26 protein-coding genes are annotated in these 26491 nt (G+C 66.5%); 8 read left to right on the plus strand and 18 right to left on the minus strand.

Annotated features, from left to right (window positions below; all coding sequences use genetic code 11):
- Positions 1-2: 2 nt before the first annotated feature.
- On the minus strand, positions 3-827 hold the full coding sequence (locus tag ACYVH8_RS12510) for an NAD-dependent epimerase/dehydratase family protein (protein WP_460489139.1): 825 nt from the start codon (positions 825-827) through the stop codon (positions 3-5).
- Between the two features lie 137 nt (positions 828-964).
- Between ACYVH8_RS12510 and ACYVH8_RS12515 the strand changes: the two genes are divergently transcribed.
- The 5 genes from ACYVH8_RS12515 to ACYVH8_RS12535 all read left to right on the plus strand — a co-directional run bounded on the left by ACYVH8_RS12515 (position 965) and on the right by ACYVH8_RS12535 (position 6782).
- Positions 965-1717: a FadR/GntR family transcriptional regulator gene (locus tag ACYVH8_RS12515; protein ID WP_460489140.1), complete on the plus strand. Its 753-nt coding sequence runs from the start codon at positions 965-967 to the stop codon at positions 1715-1717.
- A 143-nt stretch (positions 1718-1860) separates the two neighbouring features.
- Complete coding sequence (gene kdgD, locus ACYVH8_RS12520) at positions 1861-2772, plus strand: 5-dehydro-4-deoxyglucarate dehydratase (protein ID WP_460489141.1); 912 nt, start codon at positions 1861-1863, stop codon at positions 2770-2772.
- A gap of 38 nt (positions 2773-2810) precedes the next feature.
- Complete coding sequence (locus tag ACYVH8_RS12525; protein WP_460489142.1) at positions 2811-3764, plus strand: Bug family tripartite tricarboxylate transporter substrate binding protein; 954 nt, start codon at positions 2811-2813, stop codon at positions 3762-3764.
- 60 nt (positions 3765-3824) lie between these two features.
- Complete coding sequence (gene gudD / locus ACYVH8_RS12530) at positions 3825-5159, plus strand: glucarate dehydratase (RefSeq protein WP_460489143.1); 1335 nt, start codon at positions 3825-3827, stop codon at positions 5157-5159.
- Positions 5160-5288: 129 nt separating this feature from the next.
- A complete protein-coding gene (locus ACYVH8_RS12535) occupies positions 5289-6782 on the plus strand; it encodes an aldehyde dehydrogenase (NADP(+)) (protein WP_460489144.1) in 1494 nt (497 codons plus the stop codon).
- 81 nt (positions 6783-6863) lie between these two features.
- On the opposite strand, the gene ACYVH8_RS12540 is transcribed toward ACYVH8_RS12535, so the two are convergent.
- The 8 genes from ACYVH8_RS12540 to ACYVH8_RS12575 all read right to left on the minus strand — a co-directional run bounded on the left by ACYVH8_RS12540 (position 6864) and on the right by ACYVH8_RS12575 (position 13462).
- Positions 6864-7073 (minus strand): hypothetical protein, encoded by a 210-nt coding sequence (locus ACYVH8_RS12540; protein WP_460489145.1) that lies wholly within the window; start codon positions 7071-7073, stop codon positions 6864-6866.
- A gap of 13 nt (positions 7074-7086) precedes the next feature.
- Positions 7087-7428, minus strand: a complete 342-nt coding sequence (locus ACYVH8_RS12545) for a hypothetical protein (protein ID WP_460489146.1) — start codon at positions 7426-7428, stop codon at positions 7087-7089.
- A 75-nt stretch (positions 7429-7503) separates the two neighbouring features.
- A complete protein-coding gene (locus ACYVH8_RS12550) occupies positions 7504-8991 on the minus strand; it encodes a DegQ family serine endoprotease (protein WP_460489147.1) in 1488 nt (495 codons plus the stop codon).
- Positions 8992-9106: 115 nt separating this feature from the next.
- Positions 9107-10438 carry an ATP-binding protein gene (locus ACYVH8_RS12555; RefSeq protein ID WP_460489148.1) on the minus strand — a complete coding sequence of 444 codons (1332 nt, stop codon included), beginning with the start codon at positions 10436-10438 and terminating at the stop codon, positions 9107-9109.
- Positions 10435-11100 (minus strand): response regulator, encoded by a 666-nt coding sequence (locus ACYVH8_RS12560; RefSeq protein ID WP_460489149.1) that lies wholly within the window; start codon positions 11098-11100, stop codon positions 10435-10437. Before ACYVH8_RS12560 ends, ACYVH8_RS12555 begins: the two co-directional genes overlap by 4 nt.
- Before the next feature lie 75 nt (positions 11101-11175).
- Positions 11176-11622: a GatB/YqeY domain-containing protein gene (locus ACYVH8_RS12565; RefSeq protein WP_460489150.1), complete on the minus strand. Its 447-nt coding sequence runs from the start codon at positions 11620-11622 to the stop codon at positions 11176-11178.
- 90 nt (positions 11623-11712) lie between these two features.
- A complete protein-coding gene (rpsU, locus tag ACYVH8_RS12570) occupies positions 11713-11925 on the minus strand; it encodes a 30S ribosomal protein S21 (protein WP_057675259.1) in 213 nt (70 codons plus the stop codon).
- A gap of 265 nt (positions 11926-12190) precedes the next feature.
- Positions 12191-13462 carry a BaiN/RdsA family NAD(P)/FAD-dependent oxidoreductase gene (locus tag ACYVH8_RS12575; RefSeq protein WP_460489151.1) on the minus strand — a complete coding sequence of 424 codons (1272 nt, stop codon included), beginning with the start codon at positions 13460-13462 and terminating at the stop codon, positions 12191-12193.
- On the opposite strand from ACYVH8_RS12575, the gene ACYVH8_RS12580 reads away from it, so the two are divergent.
- Positions 13454-13822 carry a transposase gene (locus ACYVH8_RS12580; RefSeq protein WP_460489152.1) on the plus strand — a complete coding sequence of 123 codons (369 nt, stop codon included), beginning with the start codon at positions 13454-13456 and terminating at the stop codon, positions 13820-13822. The genes ACYVH8_RS12575 and ACYVH8_RS12580 overlap by 9 nt on opposite strands.
- A gap of 105 nt (positions 13823-13927) precedes the next feature.
- Here ACYVH8_RS12580 and ACYVH8_RS12585 read toward each other — a convergent pair whose 3' ends face one another.
- From ACYVH8_RS12585 to nirB, 8 genes are all read right to left on the minus strand, one after another.
- Positions 13928-14269 (minus strand): type II toxin-antitoxin system RelE/ParE family toxin, encoded by a 342-nt coding sequence (locus ACYVH8_RS12585; protein WP_460489153.1) that lies wholly within the window; start codon positions 14267-14269, stop codon positions 13928-13930.
- The gene (locus ACYVH8_RS12590; protein WP_460489182.1) at positions 14269-14544 is read right to left on the minus strand and encodes a type II toxin-antitoxin system Phd/YefM family antitoxin; all 276 of its coding nucleotides are present in this window, start codon (positions 14542-14544) and stop codon (positions 14269-14271) included. The genes ACYVH8_RS12585 and ACYVH8_RS12590 overlap by 1 nt, the downstream gene beginning before the upstream one ends.
- An 88-nt stretch (positions 14545-14632) precedes the next feature.
- Complete coding sequence (locus ACYVH8_RS12595) at positions 14633-15343, minus strand: methyl-accepting chemotaxis protein (RefSeq protein ID WP_460489154.1); 711 nt, start codon at positions 15341-15343, stop codon at positions 14633-14635.
- 39 nt (positions 15344-15382) lie between these two features.
- Positions 15383-16171 (minus strand): uroporphyrinogen-III C-methyltransferase, encoded by a 789-nt coding sequence (gene cobA, locus ACYVH8_RS12600; RefSeq protein ID WP_460489155.1) that lies wholly within the window; start codon positions 16169-16171, stop codon positions 15383-15385.
- Between the two features lie 15 nt (positions 16172-16186).
- A complete protein-coding gene (locus ACYVH8_RS12605; protein ID WP_460489156.1) occupies positions 16187-19006 on the minus strand; it encodes a nitrate reductase in 2820 nt (939 codons plus the stop codon).
- Positions 19007-19205: 199 nt separating this feature from the next.
- Positions 19206-19607 (minus strand): nitrite reductase small subunit NirD, encoded by a 402-nt coding sequence (gene nirD, locus ACYVH8_RS12610; RefSeq protein ID WP_460489157.1) that lies wholly within the window; start codon positions 19605-19607, stop codon positions 19206-19208.
- A gap of 10 nt (positions 19608-19617) precedes the next feature.
- A complete protein-coding gene (locus ACYVH8_RS12615) occupies positions 19618-20391 on the minus strand; it encodes a type IV pili methyl-accepting chemotaxis transducer N-terminal domain-containing protein (protein WP_460489158.1) in 774 nt (257 codons plus the stop codon).
- The gene (gene nirB, locus ACYVH8_RS12620; RefSeq protein ID WP_460489159.1) at positions 20388-22847 is read right to left on the minus strand and encodes a nitrite reductase large subunit NirB; all 2460 of its coding nucleotides are present in this window, start codon (positions 22845-22847) and stop codon (positions 20388-20390) included. Before nirB ends, ACYVH8_RS12615 begins: the two co-directional genes overlap by 4 nt.
- 256 nt (positions 22848-23103) lie before the next feature.
- Between nirB and ACYVH8_RS12625 the strand changes: the two genes are divergently transcribed.
- Both ACYVH8_RS12625 and ACYVH8_RS12630 read left to right on the plus strand, forming a co-directional pair.
- Positions 23104-24858, plus strand: coding sequence for a protein kinase domain-containing protein (locus tag ACYVH8_RS12625; protein WP_460489160.1), 1755 nt, complete (start codon positions 23104-23106; stop codon positions 24856-24858).
- 140 nt (positions 24859-24998) lie between these two features.
- Positions 24999-25724: a hypothetical protein gene (locus tag ACYVH8_RS12630; RefSeq protein ID WP_460489161.1), complete on the plus strand. Its 726-nt coding sequence runs from the start codon at positions 24999-25001 to the stop codon at positions 25722-25724.
- A 117-nt stretch (positions 25725-25841) separates the two neighbouring features.
- Here the strand turns inward: ACYVH8_RS12630 and ACYVH8_RS12635 are convergent, their stop codons facing one another.
- The gene (locus tag ACYVH8_RS12635) at positions 25842-26489 is read right to left on the minus strand and encodes an FMN-dependent NADH-azoreductase (RefSeq protein WP_460489162.1); all 648 of its coding nucleotides are present in this window, start codon (positions 26487-26489) and stop codon (positions 25842-25844) included.
- Positions 26490-26491 lie beyond the last annotated feature (2 nt).

A 26491-nucleotide genomic window follows, 5' to 3' on the forward strand; every position in this document is an offset into this window, starting at 1 on the left:
GGTCAGTTTTCGAAAGGGCCCTGCTTGACGAAGCCGCCGCCCTGGTAGACGACGGCCGGGTCCTTGCGGTCCAGCACGGGCTGGTGGGCTTCCACTTCGGCGCGGAAGCGATCGGAGCTGTCCTGGGGGCGGTAGCCGATGTGGCGCGCCGAGGTGTTGTCCCACCAGGTGGTGCTGTTGTCGCTCATGCCGTAGATGACGCTGTGACCCACCACCGGAGCGGTCAGCGATGACATGACCAGCCGCTCCAGATCGTCGTAGCTCATCCAGCTGGCCAGCATGCGGCGGTCCCGGGGGGCGGGGAAGGAGGAGCCGATGCGCAGCGAGACGGTCTCGATGCCGTAGCGGTCCCAGTAGAACTGGGCGAGGTTTTCGCCGAAGGCCTTGGACAGGCCGTAATAACCGTCCGGGCGCATGGGGGTGCTCGGGTTCAGCACTTCGTCCTGCCGGTAGAAACCGGTCACGTGGTTGGAGCTGGCGAACACGATGCGTTTGGCGCCGTGCCGGCGCGCGCCTTCGTACACATGGTAGGTGCCCAGGATGTTGGCCGGCAGGATCTGCTCGAAGGCATGCTCGGTCGAGACACCACCCAGGTGGACCACCGCATCGACGCCCTTGAGCAGGGCGTCCACGGCGGCCTTGTCCTCCAGGGCCGCGGGCATGACTTCCTCCCCTGGGGCGGCCTGGCCCAGTTCGGTGATGTCCGACAGGCGCAGCACATCGCAGTAGGCCTTGAGGCGGGGGCGCAGTTCCTTGCCCAGGCCGCCGGCGGCGCCGGTCAGCAGAAGTCGGGAAAAGCGCAGGGGGGTGGCGTGAGCGGTCGGCATGAAATCTTGGGGCTGGTGTTGGTGTGGATCGGCTAAAGTGTTGTTATATGACTTGCTTTTTGTCATCAGTTGTCATACAACTATCTTCCTTGATGCAGGCCGATCTTGTCAATGTCAAATGATTGGGGTAATCCCTAATGAACTCTGCTTTCCCGCTTGCCCACCGCCGCCGGCCCCGCACGCTGGCGCTGGAGCTCGTTGATTCCCTGGGCGACCGGATCCGCGACGGCCGGATCGTCCCCGGCGACAAGCTGCCGACCGAGGCCGCCATCATGGAGGAGTTCGGCGTGAGCCGCACCGTGGTGCGCGAGGCCATTTCCAAGCTGCAGGCCTCGGGCCTGGTGGAAACGCGGCACGGCATCGGCACCTTTGTCGTGGGCCTGGGGGACGGCGCGGCCTTCCGCATCGCCCCGGAGCAGATCGCCACCCTGCATGACGTGATCGCCGTGCTGGAGTTGCGCATCGGCCTGGAGACCGAGGCGGCCGCCCTGGCGGCGGCGCGTCGTACAGACAGAAACCTGGCGGAAATGCGCTCGGCGCTCGACGGTTTCGCCGCGGCCCTGGCCGAGGGGCGCGACGCCGTGGGCCCCGACTTCCAGTTTCACCAGGAGATTGCGCGTGCCACGCAGAACCCGCACTTCGCCGAACTGATGAGCACCCTGGGCTCCATGATCATCCCGCGGGCCCGCCTGAGCGCCTCCGGGGCCGCCGGTGAGGCCCAGCGCAGCTACCTGCTGCGGGCCAATGCCGAGCACGAGAACATCTACGACGCCATCGCCAACCAGGACCCGGACGCGGCCCGCGCCGCCATGCGCACGCACCTGGCCAACAGCCGGGAGCGCCGTCGCCGCGCGGCCGTGCTGTCGGCGGATTTGACGGACAACAAATAGCCCGGAGCAGGGCTTCAGCAAGCCAGGGCGGGGCTGGACAGCGGCCATGGGACGGCATTGACAAGGCCGGTCTATGTTGTATGATGACTGACAACAAAGCCCTGACTTGTCTTTCAGGCTCAGAATTTTTCGGAGACACCACCATGCAACCCCAGGAACTCAAATCCATCATGTCCAGCGGACTGTTGTCCTTTCCGCTGACCGACTTCGATGCCCAGGAAAACTTCAACCCCAAGGACTACGCCGCCCGCCTGGAGTGGCTGGCCCCCTATGGCGCCAGCGCCCTGTTCGCCGCCGGCGGCACGGGTGAGTTCTTCTCGCTGACGGGTGACGAATACGCTCGCATCATCAAGACCGCCGTGGACACCTGCCGCGGCAAGGTGCCCATCATCGCGGGCGCCGGTGGGCCCACGCGTTTTGCCATCCAGTGCGCGCAAGAGGCCGAACGCGCCGGCGCCCACGGCATCCTGCTGCTGCCGCACTACCTGACCGAAGCCGGCCAGGAAGGCCTGATCGCCCACGTGGAGCAGGTCTGCAAGAGCGTGAAGTTCGGTGTCATCGTCTACAACCGCAACGTCTGCCGCCTCACGCCCGAGTCCCTGGCCATTCTGGCCGAGCGCTGCCCCAACCTGATCGGCTTCAAGGACGGCATCGGTGACATCGAACTCATGTCCTCCGTCTACATGAAGATGGGCGAGCGCTTCGCCTACCTGGGCGGCCTGCCCACGGCCGAGGTCTATGCCGCGGCCTACAAGGCCCTGGGCACGCCCGTGTATTCCTCGGCGGTGTTCAACTTCATCCCCAAGACCGCGATGGACTTCTACCACGCGGTGGCCAAGGACGACATGGCCACGCAGCACCGCCTGCTGCGCGACTTCTTCATGCCCTACCTGCAGATCCGCAACAAGGGCCAGGGTTATGCCGTGAGCATCGTCAAGGCCGGCGCCAAGATCGTCGGCCATGATGCCGGTCCCGTGCGCGCGCCGCTGACCGACCTCAAGCCCGCCGAGATCGAAGAACTGGCCGCGCTGATCAAGAAACTGGGACCCCAGTAGAAAAGCATCCCTGACCCATCACCACGAAGGAGACAAGCATGAAAAAACTTCTGACCTCGCTGACGCTGGCGGCTGCTGCCTGCAGCGCCTGGGCCTGGCCCGACAAGCCGGTGACGCTGGTCGTGCCCTTCCCGCCGGGCGGCTCGACCGACCAGATCGCGCGCATCCTGGCGCCCAGGCTGCAGGAAAAGCTGGGCGGCACCTTTGTCGTTGACAACAAGGCCGGTGCGACCGGCACCATCGGCGCCAGCGCCGTCACCCGCGCGGCCCCCGATGGCCACACGCTCTTCGTGTCCTCGCTCGGCCCCTTCGTGATCGCCCCGCACCTGCTGGCCAAGGTGCCTTACAACGCGCTCACCGACTTCGACTACATCACGGTCGCCGTGCAGGCACCCAATGTGCTCGTGGTGCCGGCCGCTTCGCCGCACAAGAGCATGGCTGACGTGATCGCGTACCAGAAAGCCAACCCCGGCAAGATGAGCTTTGCCTCCTCGGGCAACGGCAGCAGCGACCACCTGACGGCCGAGCTGTACTGGCAGCAGACCGGCACCACCGGCGTGCACGTGCCCTACAAGGGCGGCGGCCCGGTCATGACCGATCTGCTGGGCGGCCAGGTGGATTCCTCGTTCATGAACATCAACACCGCCATGCCGCAGATCACGGCCGGCAAGCTCCGCGCCCTGTCCATCACCAGCGCCCAGCGTTCGCCCCTGCTGCCCAGCGTCCCCACGCTGGAGGAACTGGGCATCAAGGACGCCAATGTCTATTCCTGGCAGGCTGTTGCCGCGCCCAAGGGCCTGCCCGCCGACATCAAGGCCAAGTTGCACGCCGCTATCGTCTCGACGCTGAACGATCCGGCGATCAAGCCCAAGCTGCTGGAGGTGGGCTTCGAGGTCGTGGCCAACACGCCCGCGCAGTTCACGGCCTTCCAGGCGGCCGAGTTCGCCCGCTGGAAAAACCTCATCACGAGCCGCAAGATCTCGGCTGACTGATCCCGGCCCGGCGCCCGTCCCCTCGGGGGCGGGTTCCTTTTCCCTGCTTGCTTTCTGCCCATGCCCAACGCCTCCACACCCCTGGTCACCGAGCTGCGCGTCATCCCCGTCGCGGGCCGTGACGGCATGCTGCTCAACCTCAGCGGCGCCCACGCCCCCTTCTTCACGCGCAACCTGCTGATCCTGCGCGACAGCGCGGGCCACACCGGCGTCGGTGAGGTGCCGGGCGGCGAGAAGATCCGCCAGACCCTGGAGGACGCGCGCGCGCTGGTCGTCGGCCAGCCCATCGGCGCCCACCAGCGTGTGCTGCAGCAGGTGCAGCAGAAGTTTGCCGACCGCGATGCCGGCGGCCGCGGCCTGCAGACCTTCGACCTGCGCACCACCATCCACGCCGTGACGGCTGTCGAGTCCGCGCTGCTGGACCTGCTGGGCCAGCATCTGGAAGTGCCGGTGGCCGCCCTGCTGGGCGAAGGCCAGCAGCGTGATGCGGTGGAGATGCTGGGTTACCTCTTTTTCGTCGGCGATCGCAAGAAGACCGATTTGCCCTACGCGAGCGAGCCCCATGCCGACAACGCCTGGTTCCGCCTGCGCCACGAAGAGGCCATGACGCCGCAGGCCGTGGTGCGCCTGGCCGAGGCCGCGCGCGAGAAATACGGCTTCAACGATTTCAAGCTCAAGGGCGGTGTGCTGCGCGGCGACGAGGAAGTCGATGCCGTGACCGCGCTGCACGAACGCTTCCCCGAGGCACGCGTGACGCTGGACCCCAACGGCGGCTGGCTGCTCAAGGACGCGATCCGCCTGGGCCAGCGCATGCGCGGTGTGGTCGCCTACGCCGAGGATCCGTGTGGGGCCGAAGACGGTTTCAGCGGCCGTGAGGTCATGGCCGAGTTCCGCCGTGCCACGGGCCTGCCCACGGCCACCAATATGGTGGCCACCGACTGGCGTCAGCTCAGCCATGCCCTGTCCTTGCAGAGTGTGGACATCCCGCTGGCCGATCCGCATTTCTGGACCATGGCCGGCTCGGTGCGGGTGGCGCAGACCTGCCGCGACTGGGGCCTGACCTGGGGTTCGCATTCCAACAACCATTTCGACGTCTCGCTGGCCATGTTCACCCACGTGGCCGCGGCCGCACCCGGCAAGGTCACGGCCATCGACACGCACTGGATCTGGCAGGACGGCCAGCGTCTCACGAAAGAGCCGCTGAAGATCGTGGGGGGTCACGTGCAGGTGCCGAAGAAGCCGGGCCTGGGCGTGGAGCTCGACATGGTCGAGGTCGAGAAAGCACACCAACTCTATTTGCAGCATGGCCTGGGTTCGCGTGACGACGCCACGGCCATGCAGTACCTGATCCCCGGCTGGAAATTCGACAACAAGCATCCCTGCATGGTGCGCTGAACCAGTCCGTTCGCGTTGAGCCTGTCGAAAGCTCTCTTTGCAAATCAATAACTTGCAGAGGACTTCGACAAGCTCGGTCCGAACGGAGGGGTCTGTTCAGCATTTCCCAACTTTTTTGCGAGCTGATCCATGAGCACATCCTTCTCTTCCTGCAACGCACGCACCGGCGAAGTGCTGGGCACGCTGACGGCTTCGACCCCGGCCGACATCGACGCCGCCTGCACGGCCGCCGCTGCCGCCTTTGCGCTCTGGCAGGCCGGCAGCGGCGCGCAGCGCGCGAGCCTGCTGCGTGCACTGGCCGCGGGCCTGGAAGCCGGCCGTGAGACCCTCGTGGCCATGGCCGACCAGGAAACCGCGCTGGGTCCGGTGCGTCTCAACGGCGAACTCGACCGCACGGCTTTCCAACTGCGACGTTTTGCCGACATCGCCGAGCGCGGCGTGCCTTTTGAATACACGGACGATCCCGCCGTGGCCGGTGCCCCGCCCGCAGGCCACCCCGCCATGCAGCGTTGGCTGCTGCCCCTGGGCCCCGTGGCGATGTATGCGGCCAGCAACTTCCCCTTCGCCTTCTCGGTGCTCGGTGGTGACACCGCGGCCGCGCTGGCCGCCGGTTGTTCCGTGGTGATCAAGGCCCACCCGGGCCACCCGCAGCTCTCCCAGCAGACCTACGCCCTGATCCGCCAGGTGCTGGCTGCGCAGAACCTGCCCGCCGGTCTGGTGGGCATGGTGCAGGGCGCCAGCAACGAAGTGGGTGTGCAGCTCGTGCGCCACCCGGCCATCGCGGCTGCGGCCTTCACGGGTTCCACACGCGGCGGTGCCGCGCTGGCGGCCGAAGCCGCGGCGCGTCCGCGTCCGATTCCTTTCTACGGCGAACTCGGTTCCATCAATCCCGTGATCGCGCTGCCGGCCGAGCTGAAGGCCAAAGGCGCTGATCTGGCGACGACCTTGGCCGGCTCCATCGCGCTGGGCTGCGGCCAGTTCTGCACCAACCCCGGTGTGATCGTGCTGCTCGACGCCCTGCAGGCCGATGCGAAAGCGGTCAACGACGCCTTTGTGCAGCAGCTGGGCCAGGCCCTGGCCGGCCAGAACCCGCACGCCATGCTCACGCAGGGCATGCGCAGGAACTTCGACGCCGGCGTGGCCCATTGGGGCGAGGCCGGCGCCGCCTTTGTCGTGCACGAAGTCGCCGCTGCGGGCCAGCCGCCGCGGCCGGTGCTGGCGCAGGTGAGCGCGGACGCCTTCATCGCCAGGCTGACCCTGCGTGAGGAAGTCTTCGGCCCCAGCAGCCTCGTCGTGCGTGCGGCCAGCGTGGCCCAGGCCCTGCAGGTGCTGCAGGCCGTGGGCGGCTCGCTGACGGTCACGGTCTGGGGCGCGCAGGCCGAGAGCGCGGATGTGCAGGCGCTCGTGCGCGGTGCCATGGCGATTGCCGGCCGGGTGCTGTTCGCGGGTGTGCCCACGGGCGTGGCCGTCACGGCGGCCCAGCAGCATGGCGGTCCCTGGCCCAGCAGCACCCGGCCCGAGAGCACCTCGGTCGGCGATGCGGCACTGGCGCGTTTCCTGCGCCCGGTGTCGCTGCAGGACGCACCGGCCTGGCTGCTCGCTCGCCAGGGCCGACCGCTCTGATCTACCCGCGGCTCGGTTGCCGCACCTGTGGCCGGCAGCTGCGCTTCCGTTTCCCGGCGCCCGTGTGAAAGGGGCCGGGCCTCAAGGTTCCAGTCGTCTCGGCCCGCGATGCCCGGCCAGATAGTTCTCGATCCGGCGCACCATTGCGTATTCCCGTTCGGCCTGTGAAGCGCGGCCGGCGCGCTCATGGCCTTGTGCGGCTTCGCGGTGCTTGCGCACGATGTGCTCGATGATGGCGAGCATGGCGGCGTCCTGCGTCACGCTGGCATGGCGTGCTGGGCTGTTGTTCATGGGCTTGGGTGTTTCAGGATATGGCGAAGGCCAGCACAACAGCGATCAGAGCGAGCAGCACCAGCCCGCTGGTGAACACCAGCTCGGCGCGCACTTCCAGCGATCGCCCCTGGCGCCCGGCGCGCATGGCGATGAAGGACAGCAGCGAGCTGATCAGGAACACCAGGGCATCGACGGCCAGCAGCTTGTCGACGATCATGCGGAACTCACCGCCCTGGGCGAGGTGTCCGATCGACAGCACCGTCATGCAGACGCCGATCATGGTGGCAGAGGTCGGCAGGATATGGGCCGACAGGCGCCGGTCCATCCGGCTCCTGCCGCTGCTGATCTGGCTGAGTAGCAGTGTCTTCAGCATGGGCGGTCCTGGGCCGGGGCGGGGCGATGGGCTTGGGTGTTCATGATGAGCGTCGCGACGGGGTGAGTGCAAGGTTCAGCCGAGGTGCACGGGCACGAAGATCTTGTCGCCGTCGCGCTGGATCAGCAGCGCCACCGACTTCTCGGACCGGGCCACCAGGGCGCGCACCTGTTCGATGCTCTTGACAGCTGTGCCGTTGACGGCCAGCAGCACGTCGCCCGATTGCACGCCGGCCATGGCCGCGGCGCCGGAGGCGTCCTCGATCAGGAGACCCGCGGTCACACCGGCCTCGTGTTTCTCCTGTGGCTGCAGGGGGCGCAGGGCCAGGCCCAGGCGGCCCTGGCCCTTGCCGGGCGTGTCCTGCGCGACCTCGGTGGCCTTTTCGCTGGCATCGCCCAGCTTCGCCTGGATCTCCTCGCGTTTGCCCTGGCGCCAGACCTCCAGCGCCACCTTGTCACCCGGCATGGCCAGGCCCACCAGGGCCGGCAGTTCGCCCGAGGCGACGATGGCCTGTCCGTTGAACTTGCGGATGACGTCGCCCGCCTTCAGGCCGGCCTTCTCGGCGGCGCTGCCGGGCGCCACGTTGCTGACCAGCGCGCCTTCGGGGCGGTCCAGACCGAAGGATTCGGCCAGGGTCTGGTTCACTTCCTGGACCGTCACGCCCAGGCGTGCATGGCTGGCATGGCCGGTGGCAACGATCTGGTCCTTGATCTTGGCCGCCACCTCGATCGGGATGGCGAAGGACAGTCCCTGGTAGCCGCCGGTGCGGGTGTAGATCTGGGAGTTGATGCCCACGACTTCCCCGCGTGTGTTGAACAGCGGCCCGCCGGAGTTGCCCGGGTTCACGGCCACGTCGGTCTGGATGAAGGGCACGAAGTTGTCGTCCGGCAGCGAACGCCCCTTGGCGCTGACCACGCCGGCGGTCACGCTGTTCTCGAAGCCGAAGGGCGAGCCGATGGCCAGCACCCATTCGCCGACTTTCAGGTCATGCGCGCTGCCCAGGGGGACGGTGGGCAGATCCTTGGCCTTGATACGTAGCACGGCGACATCGGTCTTGGGGTCTGCGCCCAGCACCTGCGCATCGAACTCGCGCCGGTCGGTGAGCTTGACGGTGACCTCCTTGGCGTCACGCACCACGTGCGCGTTGGTCAGGATCAGGCCGTCGGCGCTGATGATGAAACCCGAACCCTGGGCGTGCATGGGGGTGCCGCGGGGCGAGGGGAAACCGCCGTTGGGGCCCTGGAAGCGGCGGAAGAATTCGAAGAAGGGATCGTTGGGGTCGATGCCCGACCCGTTGCGCTGGGCGCCCTGGTCCTCGTCATCGTTGGAGGCCTTGCGCATGCCGCTGACGCTGATGTTGACCACGGCGGGGCCGTAGCGCTGGGTGATCTGCGGGAAGTCGGTGCTGGCGCTGGTGCCGGGCAGGCTGTCCGGGGCCGCAGCGGGGGCGGTCGCGGCCTGGGCGTGTGTGCCGTAGACCAGGCTGGAGGCGCCGCCGCCGATCAGGCCGGCGGCCAGCAGGGCCAGGAAAAGCTGGGTGGGGGTGAGCAGACGCTTGTGCATGGTGACTCCTTTGGTCGTTTCAGGATGGAACATGCAGTGAATGATGGGCCTGCAGTCTTAGACCACGCTTAAGCCTGCCACGGCGCATGGCCGCAGGCCCCGGCAGCGGCCGGTTTCAGGCTGGCAGCGGAAAAGAGATGTCGACGCGCAGGCCAGCGAGTCGGCTGGAAGCCGACAGTTCCAGCGTGGCGTTGTGCAGATCGGCAATGGATTTGACAATGGCCAGCCCCAGCCCGCTGCCGGTGGTGTCGGTGCCGGCGACGCGGTAGAAGCGGTCGAGCACGCGCTGGCGTTCCGCTTCGGGGATGCCGGGGCCGCTGTCCTCCACGCTCAGCACGAGACGGTCGTCCCGGCGCTGCAACTCCAGGTCGACGGTGCCGCCGGCCGGGGTGTACTTGATCGCGTTGTCCAGCAGATTGCGCAACAGGACGCGCAGGGCTTCGGGGTAAGCCGGGATGAACGCTTCATCCGCAGCGCCCAGGCCGAGGTCGATGCCGTGCTGCTGCGCCGTCGGCGCCATCTCTCCCAGCACCTGGCGCGCCAGGGCGGCCAGCGCCACCGGCTCGGCCGCTGCGCCCACCGCGGGGCTGGATTGCTGGCGTGCGAGCACCAGCAGCTGTTCCACCAGGCGCGCGGCGCGGTCGATGCCGGCCGTCAGCCGGCTCACGGCCAGCTCGCGTGCCGTGTCGTCATGGGCGCGCTGCAGGCCCTGGGCCTGCAGTTTGAGGGCAGCCAGCGGCGAGCGCAGTTCGTGGGCGGCGTCGGCAACGAAGTTCTTCTGTGCCTCGAAGGCCTGGCGCACGCGCACCAGCAGCAGATTGAGTTCGTGCACCAGGGGGCGGATCTCGTCGGGCAGACCCAGCTCGCTGACCTCGTCCAGATCGGTGGCATGGCGCTGGGCCAGCTGGGAGCGCACGCGCGCCACTGGCGCGAGGGAGGAACTCACCACCCACCACACCACCAGCATCAGCAGCGGCGCCATCAGTGCAACGGGCGCGATGGTGCGCAGGGCCAGTGTCCCGGCCATGCTGCGGCGCACGGCCATGTCCTGGGCCACCTGGATCACGTGCCAGGGCGTCTGCAGGGAGAAGACGCGGTAGGTGCTGCCATGCGCCCTGACGTCCGAAAAGCCCAGCACGGCGCGCTGGGGCAGGGCGGCGCCGGCGGACGACTCGAACACGCGCAGCCCATCGGAGGACCAGACCTGCACCACGAAATCGTAGTTCTCGTCCTCGGCCAGGTCCGCCGCGCCCGGTGTCCAGCTGCCGCCGGGCAGGCCCGAGCGCAGCGACAGCGCCATCTGCTGCATGTGGTAATCGAAGATCTGGTCGGCCTCGGCGCGTGCGCTGCGGTAGGCGACCCAGCCCTGCAGCAGCGCGGCCAGCGCGATGGCGGCCAGCAGGAACCACAGCAGGCGCGCGCGCAGGGACGGGGCAGGCAGGCTCATGGTCCGGCCTTGGGCACCATATAGCCGACGCCGCGCACGTTCTGGATCAGCCCGGGACCCAGCTTGCGGCGCAGGCCGTGGATATAGACTTCGACGGCGTTGCTGCTGATCTCGTCCTTCCAGCCATAGAGTTTCTCCTCCAGCTGGGCGCGCGAGAGCACCAGGCCCGGACGGGCCAGCAGTGGCTCCAGCACGGCCCATTCCCGGGCGGAGAGCTGCACCGGCTGGCCCTGGGCCGTCACTTCGCGGGTCGCGGGGTTGATGCAGATGCCCTGGTGTTCGTACACGGGTTCGGCCCGGCCGGCGGCCCGGCGCAACAGGGCGCGCAGGCGGGCCAGCAGCTCGTGCAGGTCGTAGGGCTTGAGTACGTAGTCGTCGGCGCCGGCGTCCAGGCCCTCGATGCGCTGCTGCACGGCGTCGCGTGCGGTGGCGATCAGCACCGGCACACGCTGGCGGCGCGCGCGCAGGGCGCGCAACACGTCCAGGCCGTCGCGCCGGGGCAGGCCGAGGTCGAGCAGCACCAGATCGTAGTCCTGCGCGCGCAGGGCGGTGTCGGCCATCTCGCCGTCACGCACCCAGTCCACGGCATAGTGCTCGGCGCGCAGCAGGTCCAGCACGGCTTCGCCGATCATCGAGTCATCTTCCACCAGCAGCAGACGCATCCCCGCACTCTAGCGCAGCCAGGCTTAGGCCGGGCTTAAGACGCGGTCTGGCGCCCCCGGCCCGGCGCAGCCGGGTCAGCCCGCCAACGCAGCCTTCACGGCGGCGGAGACCTGACCCATTTCGGCCTTGCCGGCCAGGCGGGTCTTGACCGCGCCCATGACCTTGCCCATGTCGCCGGGGCCCTTGGCGCCGAGTTCGGCCACGATGGCCTTCACTTCGGCGGCGACTTCCTCGTTCGTCAGGCGCTGGGGCAGGTAAGCCGTCAGCACCTTGATCTCGGCGCTTTCCTTGTCGGCCAGGTCCTGGCGCGCGGCCTGCAGATAGGCGGCGACCGAGTCCTTGCGCTGCTTGATCAGCTTGTCGATGATGCCGACAACCGCCGTGTCATCCAGCGTGACACGCTCGTCCACTTCCTTCTGTTTCATGGCGGCCAGCAGCAGGCGGATGGTGCCCAGGCGCTCGCTGTCCTTGGCACGCATGGCGGCCTTCATGTCTTCAGTGATCTGGTCTTTGAGGGACATGGGAAATCTCCGGAGAAAAAACAAAACCCGCGCCTGGCGTCCCGAGCGCGGGTTGTTGGATGCGCAGTGAGGTCGGGGACCCCAGGACGATCAGTACAGCTTCTTGGGCAGCTGCATCGAGCGGATGCGCTTGTAGTTGCGCTTGACGGCGGCAGCCTTCTTGCGCTTGCGCTCGGACGTCGGCTTTTCGTAGAACTCGCGGGCGCGCAGGTCGGTCAGCAGGCCCAGTTTCTCGATGGTGCGCTTGAAGCGGCGCAGAGCCACGTCAAACGGCTCGTTTTCTTTAACACGGATGGTCGTCATTACGTCATGGTTTCCGAAATGTGCGGGCAGAGGGTGGGCAGGAAGATCGGGCCTGCACGCCGTGTACCGCGAAATGCCCCGCCTGTAACTAGTATTTGGCCGGCGGGGCTATGCCAGCAAAGTCCAGCATTATAGCGGGTTAAGCCAGCCGGGCAACCGCCGTCCGGGGCGCCGGGCCAGGGTTCCAGACCAAGGCCGCCAGCGGCGGCCCGCCCCCGGATGGGGGCCAGCGACCCACACGCAGTGGGGGAGCGCGGGGGAGAACCTAATTCCGCCCAGGGGGCTGGGCTAGCGCCACGCCGCAGGCGTGGGCGCTAGCCCAGCTCCACTGGAAGTTGTAACCGCCCAGCCAGCCCGTCACATCCACCACTTCCCCGATGAAATACAGTCCCGGCTGTTTCTGCGCCTCCATCGTCTGGCTGGACAGTTCCCGCGTGTCCACCCCGCCGGCCGTGACCTCGGCCTTGGCGTAGCCCTCGGTGCCCGTGGGCGTGAGCTCCCAGCGTGAGAGCTTCTCGGCCAGGGCGGCCAGGGCCTTGTCGGCGGCCTCGTTGATGGGGCGCGACCAGGCCGGGTCTCGTCCGGCCCAGGCCTCGGCCAGGCGGCTGGGCAGCAGGGTGGCCAGTTCGTTGACGATGAGTCTGCGCGAGCGCAGCTTGGCGTCCTGCAGTTGGGGCAGCAGGTCGCGGTCCGGCGCAAGGTTGATGCGGATGGGCATGCCCGGCCGCCAGTAGCTGGAGATCTGCAGCACCCCCGGGCCCGAGAGGCCGCGGTGGGTGAACAGCAGGTCTTCGTCGAATGAAACCGTTCGTGCTGAGCTTGTCGAAGCATGCCTCCTCGCGGTTTGCCCTTCGACAGGCTCAGGGCGAACGGTGGAGATCTGCACCGGCAGGGCCAGCCCGGCCAGGCCGGCGTAGGGCGCCCAGGCGGCGCCGTCGAAGGTCAGCGGCACCAGGGCCGGGCGCGTCTCGATGATCTTCAGGCCGAACTGCTTTGCGATGCGGTAGCCGAAATCCGTGGCGCCGATCTTGGGGATGGACAGGCCACCGGTGGCGATCACCAGGGATTTGCAGGCGACCGGGCCCTGGTCGGTGTCGAGCCCGTAGCCCGCGGCCCCGTGGCGCACCGCCTGCACCCCGCAGGGCTGCCAGCGTGTCACGCCGCCGGCTTCGCACTCGCGCAGCAAGAGCTGGATGACGTCGTCGGCCGAGCGGTCGCAGAAGAGCTGGCCCTTGTGTTTCTCGTGGAAGGCGATGCCGTCGCGCTGCAGCAGGGCGGTGAAGTCGGCCGGGGTGTAACGCGAGAGCGCCGAGCGGCAGAAGTTCGGGTTCTCGCTGACGAAGTGCTTGTGCGGCTGGCGCACATCGATGTCGCGGTTGGTGAAATTGCAGCGCCCGCCGCCCGAGATGCGGATCTTCTCGGCCACCTTGGCCCCGTGGTCGATCAGCAGCACCTTGCTGCCGCGCTGGCCGGCCACACCGGCACAAAAAAGGCCGGCGGCGCCGGCCCCGATCACCACCACATCGAATTGCTGCATGACGCGAGTGTAGGACCAGGCGCCTCGATCGGCGGCCTGTCGGGTGGCCGTGACCGACTCCACCAAGGCTGCCCGCTACGCATCGATTTTCCGGACGCGCTCTACCACGTCACCGCGCGGGGTGATAGACGCGAGGACATCTTCGAGGGCGACGAAGACACGCGCGTTTTTCTGGTCACCTTCTCTCAGATCGTCACTCACTTCAACTGGCTTTGCGACGCCTGGTGTTTGATGGACAACCACTACCATCTGCTGACCCAGACGCCCGACGGCAATCTTTCCCAAGGCATGCGCCAGCTCAATGGGGTCTATACCCAGGCAAGTCGTCGGCGGCACCAGCGGGTGGTGCGGGGCGGGTGATGGATGCTATAGGGCTAGACCTGAAACCTGTCCCGTGTGACCCCTGTCCCTCAGAATTGCTGCATGGCCCGCAGTGTAGTGAGCGCTTGTGGGTGGATGCGTGGATCAGTTGCCTAGCAGCCTGTGCGCGAGCACGGTCTGCATATCGCGCCGGCCGTCCACGATGAGGTAGATGATGACCTGGGAGCCGTTGATGCGGTAGATCACGCGGTAAGGCTTGAAGAATGTCTGCCTGTATTCCTTGATGCCCAGCGCGAGCAATTCCTTGGGGTAGCTGCCACGTTCGGGTTGAAGGCCCAGACCCTGTGTGACGTGCAGCAACTGGTTCAGCACATGGTCCGCGCTAGCGATGCTGTCGAATTCAGCGATGTAGCCGTAGAGAGACTCCAGATCCTGTTCTGCCCCTTGAGTGAGCAGGACCTCAAAGGTGACTGGTGGGCGTGCCATCAACTGCGGGTGTGCTGGGCGCGCAGACGTGCCACCACCTCGATCACGGGCTTGACCTTGCCCTCCGCGACATGCTGTTGGCCCAAGGCCAGAATTTTCAGTAAGGCCAGAGTTTCCTGGGTTTGCTCGAAGGACATAACGTCCTGCAAGACGGCCTTCGCCTCCCCATTCTGTGTGATGAGCAGGGGCTCGCGTTGCGCCGTGAGTTGGGTCAGAACCTCGGCGGCATTGGCCTTGAGATAACTGATAGGCTTAACTTGCGAGGAATAACGCATCATGGCTTCCGTCGGGATGAGAAGGCCTGAATATAGTCTTTTTATGGTCTTTTTGCAAATCCGTTGCAGGTGACGGGATGGGCCGTGTTCAGGCCGCGAGCTTGCCGCGGTCCGCCAGCACCGCGGCCTTGCGCGTGAGGCCGTCGATCTCGCCCGTGATGTCCGACAGCACGTTGGCCACCACGGCGAACTCGCGGCCATGCTGGCCGGCGCGCGCGGCCATGATCTGGGCGTTGAAGCTCACCACCTTGGCCTCCTTGGCCACGCTCTGGATGTCGCCGACGATGCCGACCAGCTCTTTCATCATCGCGTCGGACTTGGCCTTGGTGACCTCGTCGAAAGCCGTGGTGGCGGCGTTGAGCGTTTCCAGGATGCGGTCGGTGAAGCCGACCAGCTCGATCAGCGTCTCGGCCACACCGGGGGCCTGCCGCTCGATCTGCTCCAGCGTGCGGCGCATGAGCTGCATGAAACTGTCGATGACGGGGCCCACGCCGCGCGGGCCGTGGTAGGTGGCTTCGATCTTTTGCGCGCTCGCTGTTTCCAGTTGTCGCATCGTGGCCAGCAGATGCAACTGGCTCTCGGTGAAGATCTGCAGGCTGCGCTGCGCCATCTCGAGTTTCTGCGCATCACCGCGGGCGGCCAGGATGGTCTGCAGGATCATGCGCTGCGAAAGCATGCGTTGGCGCGCGGCGAGGTTGACCAGGGACAGGCCGTTGATGTGGGCCGGCAAGGCCACCGGGGTTTTGGCAGGAGCGCGGGGTGTGAAGGGCGTGACAGCAGTGGAGGGCTGGTAGTTCATGTCGGGTACCGTGGGCAGGGCGGGACCCGATGGCCCCGTTCATGTACCCCAAGCAAAGGCCGGGCCAGCTTGCTGCAGATTCAAAACACCCTGCAGCACGTCACCGACAACGATGATGCAGGGGCTGCCGAGTTCTTCGCGCACCAGCGTGGCGTGCAGTTGATCCAGGGTGGTGAGCGCATGCCGTTGTGTGGGCAGCGAGGCGTGCTGCACCAGGGCCGCCGGCGTGCTGCCGGGCAGGCCGGTCAACAGGCCCTGTTCGATCTGCTGCGCACCGCTCACGCCCATGTAGATCACCAGCGTGAGCCGGGCCGCGTATGCTGTGTTTGCCATCGCGGCCCAGTCCGGGCCGCTGGCACCGGGTTTGGCGTGGCCGGTGAGGAAAACCACACCCTGCGCATGCTCGCGGTGGGTCAGCGGCGCGCCCAGGCTGGTCACGGCCGCCAGGCCCGAGGTGATGCCGTTGATGACGTCCACGCGGATGCCGGCCTCCTGCAGGTGTTCGACCTCTTCGCCGCCGCGGCCGAAGATGAAGGGGTCGCCGCCCTTGAGGCGCACCACCTGCTCGCCCTCGCGCACGGCGGTGATCATGAGCTTCTCGATGAAGGACTGCGGTGTGGACTTGCAGCCGCCGCGTTTGCCCACGTGCACGATGCGCGCGCCGGGTGCGGCATGCGCCACGACGGCCTCGTTGACCAGGTCGTCGACCAGCAGCACGGTGGCGCGCTGGATGGCCTTGAGGGCCTTGAGCGTGAGCAGTTCGGGGTCGCCGGGGCCCGCGCCCACGAGTGTGCAGGAGCCGGGCTGAAATGCGGGTGATGTGTGCATGCGCTTCTCGGACGTTCAGGCGGCCTGTTTCAGCGGCACGACGCGGCGCACCATGCGCTGCAGCTCGGGCACGCAGGAGCCGCAGTTGGTGCCGCACTTCAGGCTCTGCTGCAGTGCGCCCAGGCGTTCGCTCTCGCTGCCGCCGCATTGCGCCAGCGAGGCTTCGATGGCGTTTTCGCTGACGTTGAAGCAGGTGCAGACCTGGCGGCTGCGCGCCGGCAGTGCCGCCGGTGCGGCGGCACCGGGCAGCAGCAACAGGCGGCCATAACTCTGGGCCGGCAGTTCCTGCTGCAGCAGGGAGCGGATCCAGGCCTCGGCGCGGGTGTCGCCCGCCAGCAGCACGGCCTGCAGCGTGGTCTGTTCGCCCGCGCGTTGCAGCAGGGCGGCACGGCGCTGGCCGCGCTTGCGGTCGGCATACCGCAGCGTGCCTGCTGCGTCCAGGCCCAGCAACTGTTCGATCTCGATCAGCAGCTTGTCGGGCACGGCCTCGTGGGCTGCGGCGCGAAAGAGCACACCCTGGCGTTCGTGGCCGAAGGGTACGCAGCTGGCAAAGGGGAAACGCACCATCAGGCGGCGCAGCGCCTCGCGTGTGGTGAGCGCATTCTCGGGCGGCAGCCAGGCCATGGCCAGCAGGGTCCAGGGCAGCTCGGCCTTGAGAATCTTGACGGCGGCGTGCTTGAGCTCGGGCTGCTTGGAGCTGGGGCAGAAGGCCGAGGTGGTCAGCGCGTTGACACCGGCCAGGGGCTGGCCCGAGCTGCTCATGCCGCTGAGGTATTCCGCGCCCCAGTGCATGGCCATGAAGGCCTGCCCGCTGGCGAGTTCCTCGCTGGCCTGCAGCGGCACCACGATGGAGCCGCGTTTGCTGGTGACGTGCACCAGCTCGCCTTCGGTGAAGCCGCGGCGTGTCATGTCGCCGGGGCTCATCTGCACGTAGGGCTCGGCCACGTGGCCGAAAAGGCGGCCCAGGGTGCCCGTGCGGCTCATGCCATGCCACTGGTCGCGCAGGCGGCCCGTGGTGAGTGCAAAGGGGAAGCGTGATTCGCGCGGCTCGGCCACGGGCTTGTAGAGCGTGTTGGCAAAACGCGCCCGGCCGTCTTCGGTGGGGAAGATGCCGTCTTCGTAGAGGCGTTGTTTGCCGACGGTCTGGCCTTCGGGGCAAGGCCACTGTGCCGGCTGTTCGTCCAGTTGCGTGTACGTGATCCCGGTGATGTCGAGATCGCGCCCGCGTGTTGATTCACGGTGTTCGTTCCAGACGGATTCGGGCGTTTCGTAGGGAAATAAATTCCGTTCAGGCTGAGCTTGTCGAAGCCCTGCCGGCCCTTCGACAGGCTCAGGGCGAACGGGGAGGAGTTTTTCAAGGCGGCGCGCGAAGTCCACACCGATCTGCCAGTCGTGCCGCGCCGCGCCGGACGCGGGCACGGCAGGGCGCACGCGGGTGATGCGGCGCTCGCTGTTGGTGACGGTGCCGTCCTTCTCGCCCCAGGTGGTGGCGGGCAGCAGCAGATCGGCGTAGTCGCAGGTGGTCGGGGTGGCAAAAGCTTCCTGCACCACGACGAACTCGGCGCGCTCCAGGGCGCGGCGCACGGTGTTGAGGTCAGGCATGCTTTGCGCCGGGTTGGTGCAGGCTATCCACAGGGCCTTGATCTCGCCGTCGGCAGCGGCCTGGAACATCTCGACCGCGGTCCTGCCCGGTTTCTCGGGCACGGAGGGCACGCCCCAGAGCGCGGCCACTTCGGCGCGATGCTGCGGATTGGCCAGGTCGCGGTGGGCGCTCAGCAGATTGGCCAGGCCGCCGACTTCGCGCCCGCCCATGGCATTGGGCTGGCCGGTCAGCGAGAAGGGGCCGGCGCCGGCTTTGCCGATCTGGCCCGTGGCCAGGTGCAGGTTGATCAGCGCGGCGTTCTTGGCCGTACCGCTGCTGCTCTGGTTCAGGCCCTGGCAGTAGAGGCTGAGCGTGGCTTGTGAAGTGGCGAACAGGCGCGCGGCCTCGTACAGCGTGTCCTTGGCGATGCCGCAGGTCTGCGCCACCATGTCGGGCGTGTAGTCGCGCACCGTGGCCTTGAGCTCGTCGAAACCGCGCGTACGGTTGGCAATGAAGTTGGCGTCCGTCCAGCCCTCCCACAGCATGAGATGCAGCATGCCGTTGAAGAGGGCCACGTCGGTGCCGGGCTGGATCTGCACGAAGAGGTCGGCCGTGCCGGCGGTGTCGGTGCGGCGCGGGTCCACCACCACGATCTTCAGGCCGGGGCGCTTTTTCCTGGCTTCCTCGATGCGGCGGAACAGGATGGGGTGGGCCCAGGCCGCGTTCGAGCCGGCGATGAAGAGGCAGTCGGCGTGGTCCATGTCCTCGTAGCAGGCCGGCGGCGCGTCGGCGCCCAGGGTCTGCTTGTAGCCGGCCACCGCGCTGCTCATGCACAGGCGCGAGTTGGTGTCGATGTTGTTGGTGCCGATCAGCCCCTTGGCCAGCTTGTTGAAGACGTAGTAGTCCTCGGTCAGCAGCTGGCCGCTGACGTAAAAGCCCACGGCGTCGGGCCCGTGTGTGCGGATGATGTCGGCAAAACGTGTGGCGGCCAGGTCCAGCGCGGCGTCCCAGCCCAGGGGCTGCGGCGTTTCGCCGCGCTGCAGGCGGCGCATGGGCTGCAGCAGCCGTGTCTGCGCGATCACCTCGGGCGTGGCCGTCAGGTGCAGGGTGGAACCCTTGGAGCACAGGCGGCCGAAGTTGGCCGGGTGGTCCGGGTCGCCGCGCACGCCGATGATCTGCTCGCGCCGCGACTCGATGATGACGCCACAGCCCACGCCGCAGTAGGGGCAAGTTGAGCGTGTTTCCTTATGCATGCCAAGCCCCTACGGAGGTGTTTCCTATACCCGCAGCGCGGTGAGCTGCGTCAGCAGCTACACCGCAGTAGGGGCAGGTGGAGCGTGTTTCCTTGTGCATGCCTAGTCCCGGCGAAAGAACGCATTGACTCCCTCTCCCTCCGGGAGAGGGTAGGGGTGAGGGCCTGCAATCCGGGTCATCGTGGGCATTGCCCTCACCCTAGCCCTCTCCCAAGGGGAGAGGGGATTTCGCCCGCGTGCAGGGCCCGGCCACAGGCGGCTGGATGTCCAGCGCCAGAGTGGCGAGTTCCTGCCCGTCCAGGTGCACCACACCCTTGTCCACCTTGACGGCAAAGCGGGTCGTGCTGCCTTCATCGGGGGCGCGGGCGCAACCCGTGTCCAGGCCGATGGTCCAGTTGTGCAGGGGGCAGGCCACGCTGGTGCCGAAGACGATGCCTTGCGAGAGCGGGCCGCCCTTGTGGGGGCAGCGGTCGAGCAGGGCAAAGACCTGGTCCTGGTCGTTGCGGAACACGGCCACGGCCATGCCCTGCGGACGCGCGACGCGGCGCGAACCCAGCACGGGAATGTCCTCGACGCGGCAGATGGGTTTCCATACACTCATTTCTTGCTCCTCAAGCTTTCAGACCGGCGTACAGGCCGGTGATGCGGTCCATGACACTCAGCAGGTTCTCGCTGGTGACGAACATGTCGGACAGGGCCTTCGGGCCGGCGTTGTTGATTTCCTTGAGCGCCATGTCGAAGAAGATCCACTGGTTGTCGGCCAGGACCAGCTGATCCTTGATGCCGCTCGTCGCCTCAGGGGCGTTGCGCAGCACTTCCATGGCCGAGAGGAATTCGGTGCGCGCCTTGGTGATCTCGACCTGGGCCTGCGCGGGCTCCACTTTCAGGGCCGCGGCGTAGAAGTATTTCGCCATGCGCTGTGAAAGCATGCGTTGGCGGCCTGCCACGTTGACGAGTTTGCCCACGGGCTTGTTCGCCACGGCCTCGTACTGCACCGTGCCCTGGTGGGCCAGGGCCAGAACGCGTGCGTCGGTGTTGAGAAGCCCTTCCACGCCGTCACGCGTGGGGTGCTTGCCCACCAGCGCGGCCTTGTACTCGCTCCAGGCGATTTCGAGGTCCGCGTAGGTTTTGCGGATCTCGACGTTGGGCGCGTAGGACTTCAGCTCGACCAGCTGGCGGTCGAACAGGGCCATGGAGCGGTCCAGGATCTGCTGGGCGGCGGTGCTTTCGGTCTTGTGCACCAGGGCCAGCCAGGCCTTGGCCATGCGCTGCGAGAGCATGCGCTGGCGGCCGGCCTTGTTGATGGCGTCGTTCACGTCCAGCACCTGGGCCTGCACGCCGCAGCTGGCGGCGCCGGCCAGGACGAGCAGTTCGCGGCGTTTCATGCGCTGACCCCTTCGACCTTGATCGGGATGAACTGGCGCGTGTCGACCTGGGCCTTGCCGGTCTCGAACCAGGGATCGGGTTCACCGTCCAGCGCGAACTGCAGGCGCTCCCACAGGGCTGTGCGGCCTTCGTGGTCGTCCAGGATCTTCTTCTTCACGTAGTCCAGGCCCACACGGTTCACGTAGTGCACCGTGCGCTCCAGGTACCAGCCTTCCTCGCGGTAGAGCTGCATGAAGGCGCCGGTGTACTCCAGCACCTCCTCGGCGGTCTTGAGCTTGGTGAAGAAGTGGGCCACCTCGGTCTTGATGCCGCCGTTGCCGGCGATGTGCATTTCCCAGCCGGAATCGACGCCGATGATGCCCACGTCCTTGATGCCGGCCTCGGCGCAGTTGCGCGGGCAGCCCGAGACGGCGAACTTGACCTTGTGCGGGGCGTACATGCGCCACATGGCGCGTTCCATGTCCTTGCCCATCTGCGTGCTGTCCTGCGTGCCCATGCGGCACCATTCGCTGCCCACGCAGGTCTTCACCGTGCGCAGGGCCTTGGCGTAGGCGTGGCCGCTGGGCATGCCGATGTCGTTCCACACGGCCTGCAGGTCTTCCTTCTTCACGCCCAGCAGGTCGATGCGCTGGCCACCCGTGACCTTGACGGTGGGGATCTTGTACTTGTCCACCGCGTCGGCGATACGGCGCAGCTCGTCGGCCGTGGTCTCGCCGCCCCACATGCGCGGGATCACGCTGTAGGTGCCGTCCTTCTGGATGTTGGCGTGGCTGCGTTCGTTGATGAAACGGCTTTGTGGATCGTCCTTGGCCTCCTTGGGCCAGCTGGAGATCAGGTAGTAGTTGACGGCCGGGCGGCAACTGGCGCAACCGTTGGGGGTCTTCCAGTTCAGGGTCTTGAAGACATCCCCGATGGTCAGCAGCTTGCCGGTCACGATGGCATCGCGCACCGCCTGGTGGCCGTGGTCCGTGCAGCCGCACATGGCCTTGGTCTTGGGCGTGGCCGAGTAGTCGCCGCCGGCGGTGAACATCAGGATCTGTTCCACCAGGCCGGTGCAGGAGCCGCAGGAGGCGCTGGCCTTGGTGTGCTTGCGCACTTCCTCCAGCGTGAACAGGCCTTTTTCCTTGATGGCCTTGCAGATGGCGCCCTTGTTCACGCCGTTGCAGCCGCAGACCTCGTCCGTGTCGGCCATGGCGGCGGCCTTGCTGTGGCCTTCGTGGCCGGCGTCGCCGATATTGGATTCGCCGAACATCAGCTTGTCGCGGATGTCGTGCACGCTGCGGCCATCACGCAGCAGCTTGAAGTACCAGGAACCGTCCACCGTGTCGCCGTAGAGGCAGGCGCCGACGAGCTTGTCGTCCCTGAGCACCAGTTTCTTGTAGACGCCGCCGGCCGGGTCGCTCATCACGATCTCTTCGGTGCCTTCGCCGCCCATGAAGTCGCCGGCGGAGAAAAGATCGATGCCCGTGACCTTGAGCTTGGTGGAGGTCAGCGAGCCGGTGTAGCGGCCGATGCCGAACTGCGCCAGGTGATTGGCCAGCACCTTGCCCTGCTCGAACAGGGGGGCCACCAGGCCGTAGGCGATGCCGCGGTGCGCCGCGCACTCGCCCACCGAGTAGATGCGTGCGTCCGTGGTGGTCTGCAGGGTGTCGCTGACCACGATGCCGCGGTTCACATGCAGCTTCATCTTCTCGGCCAGCGCCGTGTTGGGGCGGATGCCCACCGCCATCACGACCAGATCGGCCGGCACTTCCGTGCCGTCCTTGAACTTCACGCTCTTGACGCGGCCGTCGGCGCCACCCACGAGCTCCTGCGTCTGCGCGCCGATCAGGAACTGCATGCCACGGTCTTCCAGCGACTTCTGCAGCATCTTGCCCGCCACGTCGTCGAGCTGGCGTTCCATCAGCCAGGGCATCACGTGCACCACGCTGACCGTCATGCCGCGTTTCATCAGGCCGTTGGCCGCTTCCAGACCCAGCAGGCCGCCGCCGATCACGACCGCGTGCTTGTATTTGGCGGCGGCTTCGATCATGGCCTCGGTGTCGGCGATGTCGCGGTAGGCCAGCACGCCTTTCAGGTCCTTGCCCGGCACGGGCAGGATGAAAGGGTTGGAACCTGTGGCCAGGATCAGGCGGTCGTAGTCGGCGCTCAGGGTCTCGCCCTTGGCGTTGGTGGCGTGCACGGTGCGCTTGACGCGGTCCACCTCGGTCACCATATAACCGGCGTGCAGGGTGATGCCGTTGTCCCGGTACCAGGCCCAGTCGTTGAGGACGATGTCTTCCAGCTTCTGCTCACCGGCCAGTACCGGCGAGAGCAGGATACGGTTGTAGTTGGGGTGGGGCTCGGCGCCGAAGACCGTGATCTCGTACAGCTCGGGCGCGATCTTCAGCAGTTCTTCGAGCGAGCGCACGCCGGCCATGCCGTTGCCGATCATCACCAGTTTGAGTTTTTTCATGACAAACCCCATCCATCCAAATCAAGCGAGCCAACAAAAAAGGCGTCCTCACGATGCCGACCCGGTTGGGGGAAATGCATGTGGGGACGCCTTCGTCCGGGTATTCATCCGCTGCGCCGTTGCACCGGATGAGTGATCAGGGCCAGCTTTGGCCTGTTACGCCAGAAACGTTGCAAGTGTCGTGCCAGTTTTGCTTGGTGAAGGAGCGAAGGGCAAAATGCACCATCTCGGGCATCAATCTTGCGGAATGGTTGGCATGAGCTTTGAAATGGACATCGGCTACACCTCGCTGGCAGGCGCCAAACCTGTCAATGAGGACTTTGCCGGCGCCATGCTGCCCGAAGAGGGGCATGAGGACATGGGGGTGATCGCGGCCATAGCCGACGGCGTCAGCGCCGGCGGCATGGGCCAGGAGGCGGCCCAGACCACGGTGGCCACATTGGTGCGTGATTACTACGGCACGCCCCAAACCTGGGACACCACGGTGGCGCTGGACCGCATCATCGCCGCGCAGAACACCTGGCTGGCTGCCACCAACCGCCGGCGCGAACCGGCCACCGGCCTCACTACACTCACCGCCCTGGTGCTGCGCGGGCATTCCTATACCCTGGCCCATGTGGGCGACACCCGGGCCTACCTGCTGCGTGAGGGGCAGGTCACCCAGCTCACGGTGGACCACGTGATGCCCCACCCCGATTTCCGCCACCAGCTCATGCGGGTGGTGGGCGCGGAAGACCGCCTGGTGGTGGACTACATCCAGGGCGACCTGCAGGTCGGCGATGTCTTCATCCTGCTCAGCGACGGTGTGCATGGCTCCCTGCGCCTGCGCATGCTGGCGGAGATGGCCGAGCTGGCCAACGCGCAGCTCATCAGCGAAAACCTGGTGCAGGCGGCCATCAAGGCCGGCAGCAACGACAACGCCACCGCCCTGGTGGTGCGCGTGCTGGGCCTGCTGGACGCCACGCTGCAGGACGTGAGCCGCAGCGCCCAGGCCCTGCCGGTGCCGGTGCGCCTGAAGCCGGGCGAGGTGATCGACGGCCTGCGCGTGGAGGCGGTGGCCGCCGACAACGGCATCAACCTGATCTATCACGTCCGTGACGCCCACACCCAGACCGACTACGCCCTCAAGACCCTGCACCCCTCGCGCGCGCACGACCCCGAGGAATGCGCCATGCTGGCCCATGAAGCCTGGCTGGCGCAGTGCATGCAGACCTCGCGCGCGGCCGACCACCTGGTGCGCCTGCACGAGAAGCCGCCCGCCGGCAAGGGGCAGACGGCCCTTTATCTGCTCTATGACTGGCATGCCGGCGAAACCCTGCAGCAGATGCTGGAGCGCAAACACCGCTTCGCTCCGGCCCAGGCCGTGACACTGGCCACCCAGGTGCTCAAGGCCCTGGGCCGCCTGCACCGCCAGAGCGTGGTCCACCGTGACATCAAACCCGCCAATCTGCACCAGGGCGAAGACGGCGTGCTGCGCCTGCTGGACCTGGGCGTGGCCCTGAGCGGGCGCGAGCCCGAGGCCATGCGTCGCCTGCACGCGGGCACGCCCAGCTACATCAACCCCGAGCAATGGGGCTACACCGTGCGCGCCGGCGGCATCGACACCAATGTGCCGCCCGAGAACCCCGACGCCCAGAGCGACCTCTTCGCCCTGGGCGTCACCTTCTACCAGCTGCTGGCCGAGGGCAAGCTGCCCTACGGTGCGGTGCTGCCCTACCAGAGCGGCCGTTATTACCGCGACCCCACCCCGCCCAGCCGCCACAACCCCGAGGTGCCCATCTGGCTCGACCACGTGGTGCTCAAGGCCGTGGCCCGCGACAAGCGCCAGCGCTTCGAGACGGCCGAGGAGTTCCTACTGGCGCTGGAGCGCGGGGCTTCTCGCCCGCTCACCGCGCCGCCGGCCTCGCCGCTGCTGCAGCGGGACCCTGCGTTTGTGTGGAAGCTGTTGTTCGGGGTCAGTGCGCTGTTCAATGTGCTGCTGGTGTACTGGCTGTTGTTTTTGCCGAAGTAGGGGCAGCTGCGCTGTGGCACTCCCTTTTTGTGGTGAAGGCTGATATAAATCTGGCACTTACAACAGAAAACGGGAGGGCGGCTTGATGGCCTTGAACTTTGTTCATCAGACAGTTTTGCTGCCTATCAAGTTAGAGCGCTATGCAATACATCGATGAACTCTTTAAAGCCATTGGGGCCGTCGCCGCCATTGGGGGTGGTGTCGTAGCAATCGCGTATGCGATCTTTAGGAAATTTGGGGAGAAGTGGCTCGACACGAAGTTTGAAGAAAGACTAGCTGCATATAGGCATTCTCAGCAAAAGGAGCTGGAGCAGCTTCGGTTTCAAATCAATGCGCTGCTCGATCGAGCAACGAAACTGCATCAAAGAGAATTTGAAGTCATGCCAGAGGCATGGGCAAAACTCAACGACGCTTACTGGAAAGTTTCAGCATTCGTTTCGCCAATGCAGAGCTACCCAGGCCTAGATGCCATGTCGGACGCGCAACTCGAAGAGTTTGTCTCAGCATGCGATCTCAACGAGTGGGAAAAAACGGAGCTTCTCGAAGCGGAAAAGAAGACCGATTACTACATTGAACACATTTTCTGGCATCGCCTGCATGAAGCAAAGTCGCTCGCACGCGAAGCTCACGTTTTCATTGCCAAGAACGGCATCTTTCTTCCACCTGAAATCAAGTCTCAGTTCGTTGCAGTAGATGCTCTTGTTTGGGATGCATTGGACGAGCACGAACAGAACGAGCGATACAAGGCGATTCCCCGTGACTCAAAGAAGCAGCAGGCGCTACGCACAGATGCGCCGGAAAAAATCAAGTCTCTTGAGAAAGTGGTTCAGGGCCGGCTTTGGAACTCTCAGCATGAAGCGCTCTAACCCTTCCATTGAAAATCCAGTCCACGCCTGATCAGGCAGAGACTGTCAGCAGCCCACTACGCCCATAAAAAAGCCGGTCCTCCTGAACGGAGGCCGGCTTTTTAACGCTGCCGCGTATCAGGCCGCCAGAGTGGCCTGGTCCTGGTTGGCAGCCTGCTGCGTGGCGGCCTTGATCTGCAGGGTGGCGCTGTCCAGCGCTTCGGCCTTTTGGGCGTCGCCCATGGTCACGCCTTCGGCGCGCACGACGCGCACGTCGCTGATGCCGAAGAAGCCGAACACCGTCTGCAGGTAGCTTTCCTGGTGCTCCATGGCGCGGCCGCCTTCACTCGTCGAGTACACGCCGCCGCGGGTGGAGGCCACGATCACCGTCTTGCCGCCGGCCAGGCCCACCGGGCCGGTCTCGGTGTACTTGAAGGTGCGGCCCACCTGGGCGACGCGGTCGATCCAGGCCTTGAGCTGGCTGGGGATGCTGAAGTTGTACAGCGGCGCGCCCACCACGATCACGTCGGCGGCCAGGAACTGGCTCACCAGCGCTTCGGACACGGCGTTTTCACGGCGTTGTGCGTCCGTCAGGGTGGCGGTGGCCGGCAGGCGGAAACCCAGCGATTCGGCGCTCAGGTGGCTGGGTGCCTCGGCGGCCAGGTCCAGGTAGTCCACCGTGGTGCCCGGGTGCTGGGCTTGCCATTCCGCCACGATGGTGCGGGTCAGCTGGCGCGAAACGGAGTTGTCGCTCAGGATGCTGGCGTCGATGTGCAGAACTTTCATGG

This window comes from Curvibacter fontanus (assembly GCF_054780335.1).

Coding starts and splice junctions, on each gene's coding strand:
- ACYVH8_RS12605 (WP_460489156.1), bottom strand. CDS start 19,006: ATGCATAAGGAAACACGCTCAACTTGCCCCTACTGCGGCGTGGGCTGT.
- rpsU (WP_057675259.1), bottom strand. CDS start 11,925: ATGACGACCATCCGTGTTAAAGAAAACGAGCCGTTTGACGTGGCTCTG.
- kdgD (WP_460489141.1), top strand. CDS start 1,861: ATGCAACCCCAGGAACTCAAATCCATCATGTCCAGCGGACTGTTGTCC.
- gudD (WP_460489143.1), top strand. CDS start 3,825: ATGCCCAACGCCTCCACACCCCTGGTCACCGAGCTGCGCGTCATCCCC.
- ACYVH8_RS12535 (WP_460489144.1), top strand. CDS start 5,289: ATGAGCACATCCTTCTCTTCCTGCAACGCACGCACCGGCGAAGTGCTG.
- nirD (WP_460489157.1), bottom strand. CDS start 19,607: ATGAGTGTATGGAAACCCATCTGCCGCGTCGAGGACATTCCCGTGCTG.
- ACYVH8_RS12550 (WP_460489147.1), bottom strand. CDS start 8,991: ATGCACAAGCGTCTGCTCACCCCCACCCAGCTTTTCCTGGCCCTGCTG.
- ACYVH8_RS12635 (WP_460489162.1), bottom strand. CDS start 26,489: ATGAAAGTTCTGCACATCGACGCCAGCATCCTGAGCGACAACTCCGTT.
- ACYVH8_RS12630 (WP_460489161.1), top strand. CDS start 24,999: ATGCAATACATCGATGAACTCTTTAAAGCCATTGGGGCCGTCGCCGCC.
- ACYVH8_RS12625 (WP_460489160.1), top strand. CDS start 23,104: ATGAGCTTTGAAATGGACATCGGCTACACCTCGCTGGCAGGCGCCAAA.
- ACYVH8_RS12590 (WP_460489182.1), bottom strand. CDS start 14,544: ATGCGTTATTCCTCGCAAGTTAAGCCTATCAGTTATCTCAAGGCCAAT.
- ACYVH8_RS12545 (WP_460489146.1), bottom strand. CDS start 7,428: ATGCTGAAGACACTGCTACTCAGCCAGATCAGCAGCGGCAGGAGCCGG.
- ACYVH8_RS12560 (WP_460489149.1), bottom strand. CDS start 11,100: ATGCGTCTGCTGCTGGTGGAAGATGACTCGATGATCGGCGAAGCCGTG.
- ACYVH8_RS12525 (WP_460489142.1), top strand. CDS start 2,811: ATGAAAAAACTTCTGACCTCGCTGACGCTGGCGGCTGCTGCCTGCAGC.
- ACYVH8_RS12540 (WP_460489145.1), bottom strand. CDS start 7,073: ATGAACAACAGCCCAGCACGCCATGCCAGCGTGACGCAGGACGCCGCC.
- ACYVH8_RS12595 (WP_460489154.1), bottom strand. CDS start 15,343: ATGAACTACCAGCCCTCCACTGCTGTCACGCCCTTCACACCCCGCGCT.
- ACYVH8_RS12585 (WP_460489153.1), bottom strand. CDS start 14,269: ATGGCACGCCCACCAGTCACCTTTGAGGTCCTGCTCACTCAAGGGGCA.
- ACYVH8_RS12615 (WP_460489158.1), bottom strand. CDS start 20,391: ATGAAACGCCGCGAACTGCTCGTCCTGGCCGGCGCCGCCAGCTGCGGC.
- cobA (WP_460489155.1), bottom strand. CDS start 16,171: ATGCACACATCACCCGCATTTCAGCCCGGCTCCTGCACACTCGTGGGC.
- ACYVH8_RS12575 (WP_460489151.1), bottom strand. CDS start 13,462: ATGCAGCAATTCGATGTGGTGGTGATCGGGGCCGGCGCCGCCGGCCTT.
- ACYVH8_RS12565 (WP_460489150.1), bottom strand. CDS start 11,622: ATGTCCCTCAAAGACCAGATCACTGAAGACATGAAGGCCGCCATGCGT.
- ACYVH8_RS12555 (WP_460489148.1), bottom strand. CDS start 10,438: ATGAGCCTGCCTGCCCCGTCCCTGCGCGCGCGCCTGCTGTGGTTCCTG.
- nirB (WP_460489159.1), bottom strand. CDS start 22,847: ATGAAAAAACTCAAACTGGTGATGATCGGCAACGGCATGGCCGGCGTG.
- ACYVH8_RS12510 (WP_460489139.1), bottom strand. CDS start 827: ATGCCGACCGCTCACGCCACCCCCCTGCGCTTTTCCCGACTTCTGCTG.
- ACYVH8_RS12515 (WP_460489140.1), top strand. CDS start 965: ATGAACTCTGCTTTCCCGCTTGCCCACCGCCGCCGGCCCCGCACGCTG.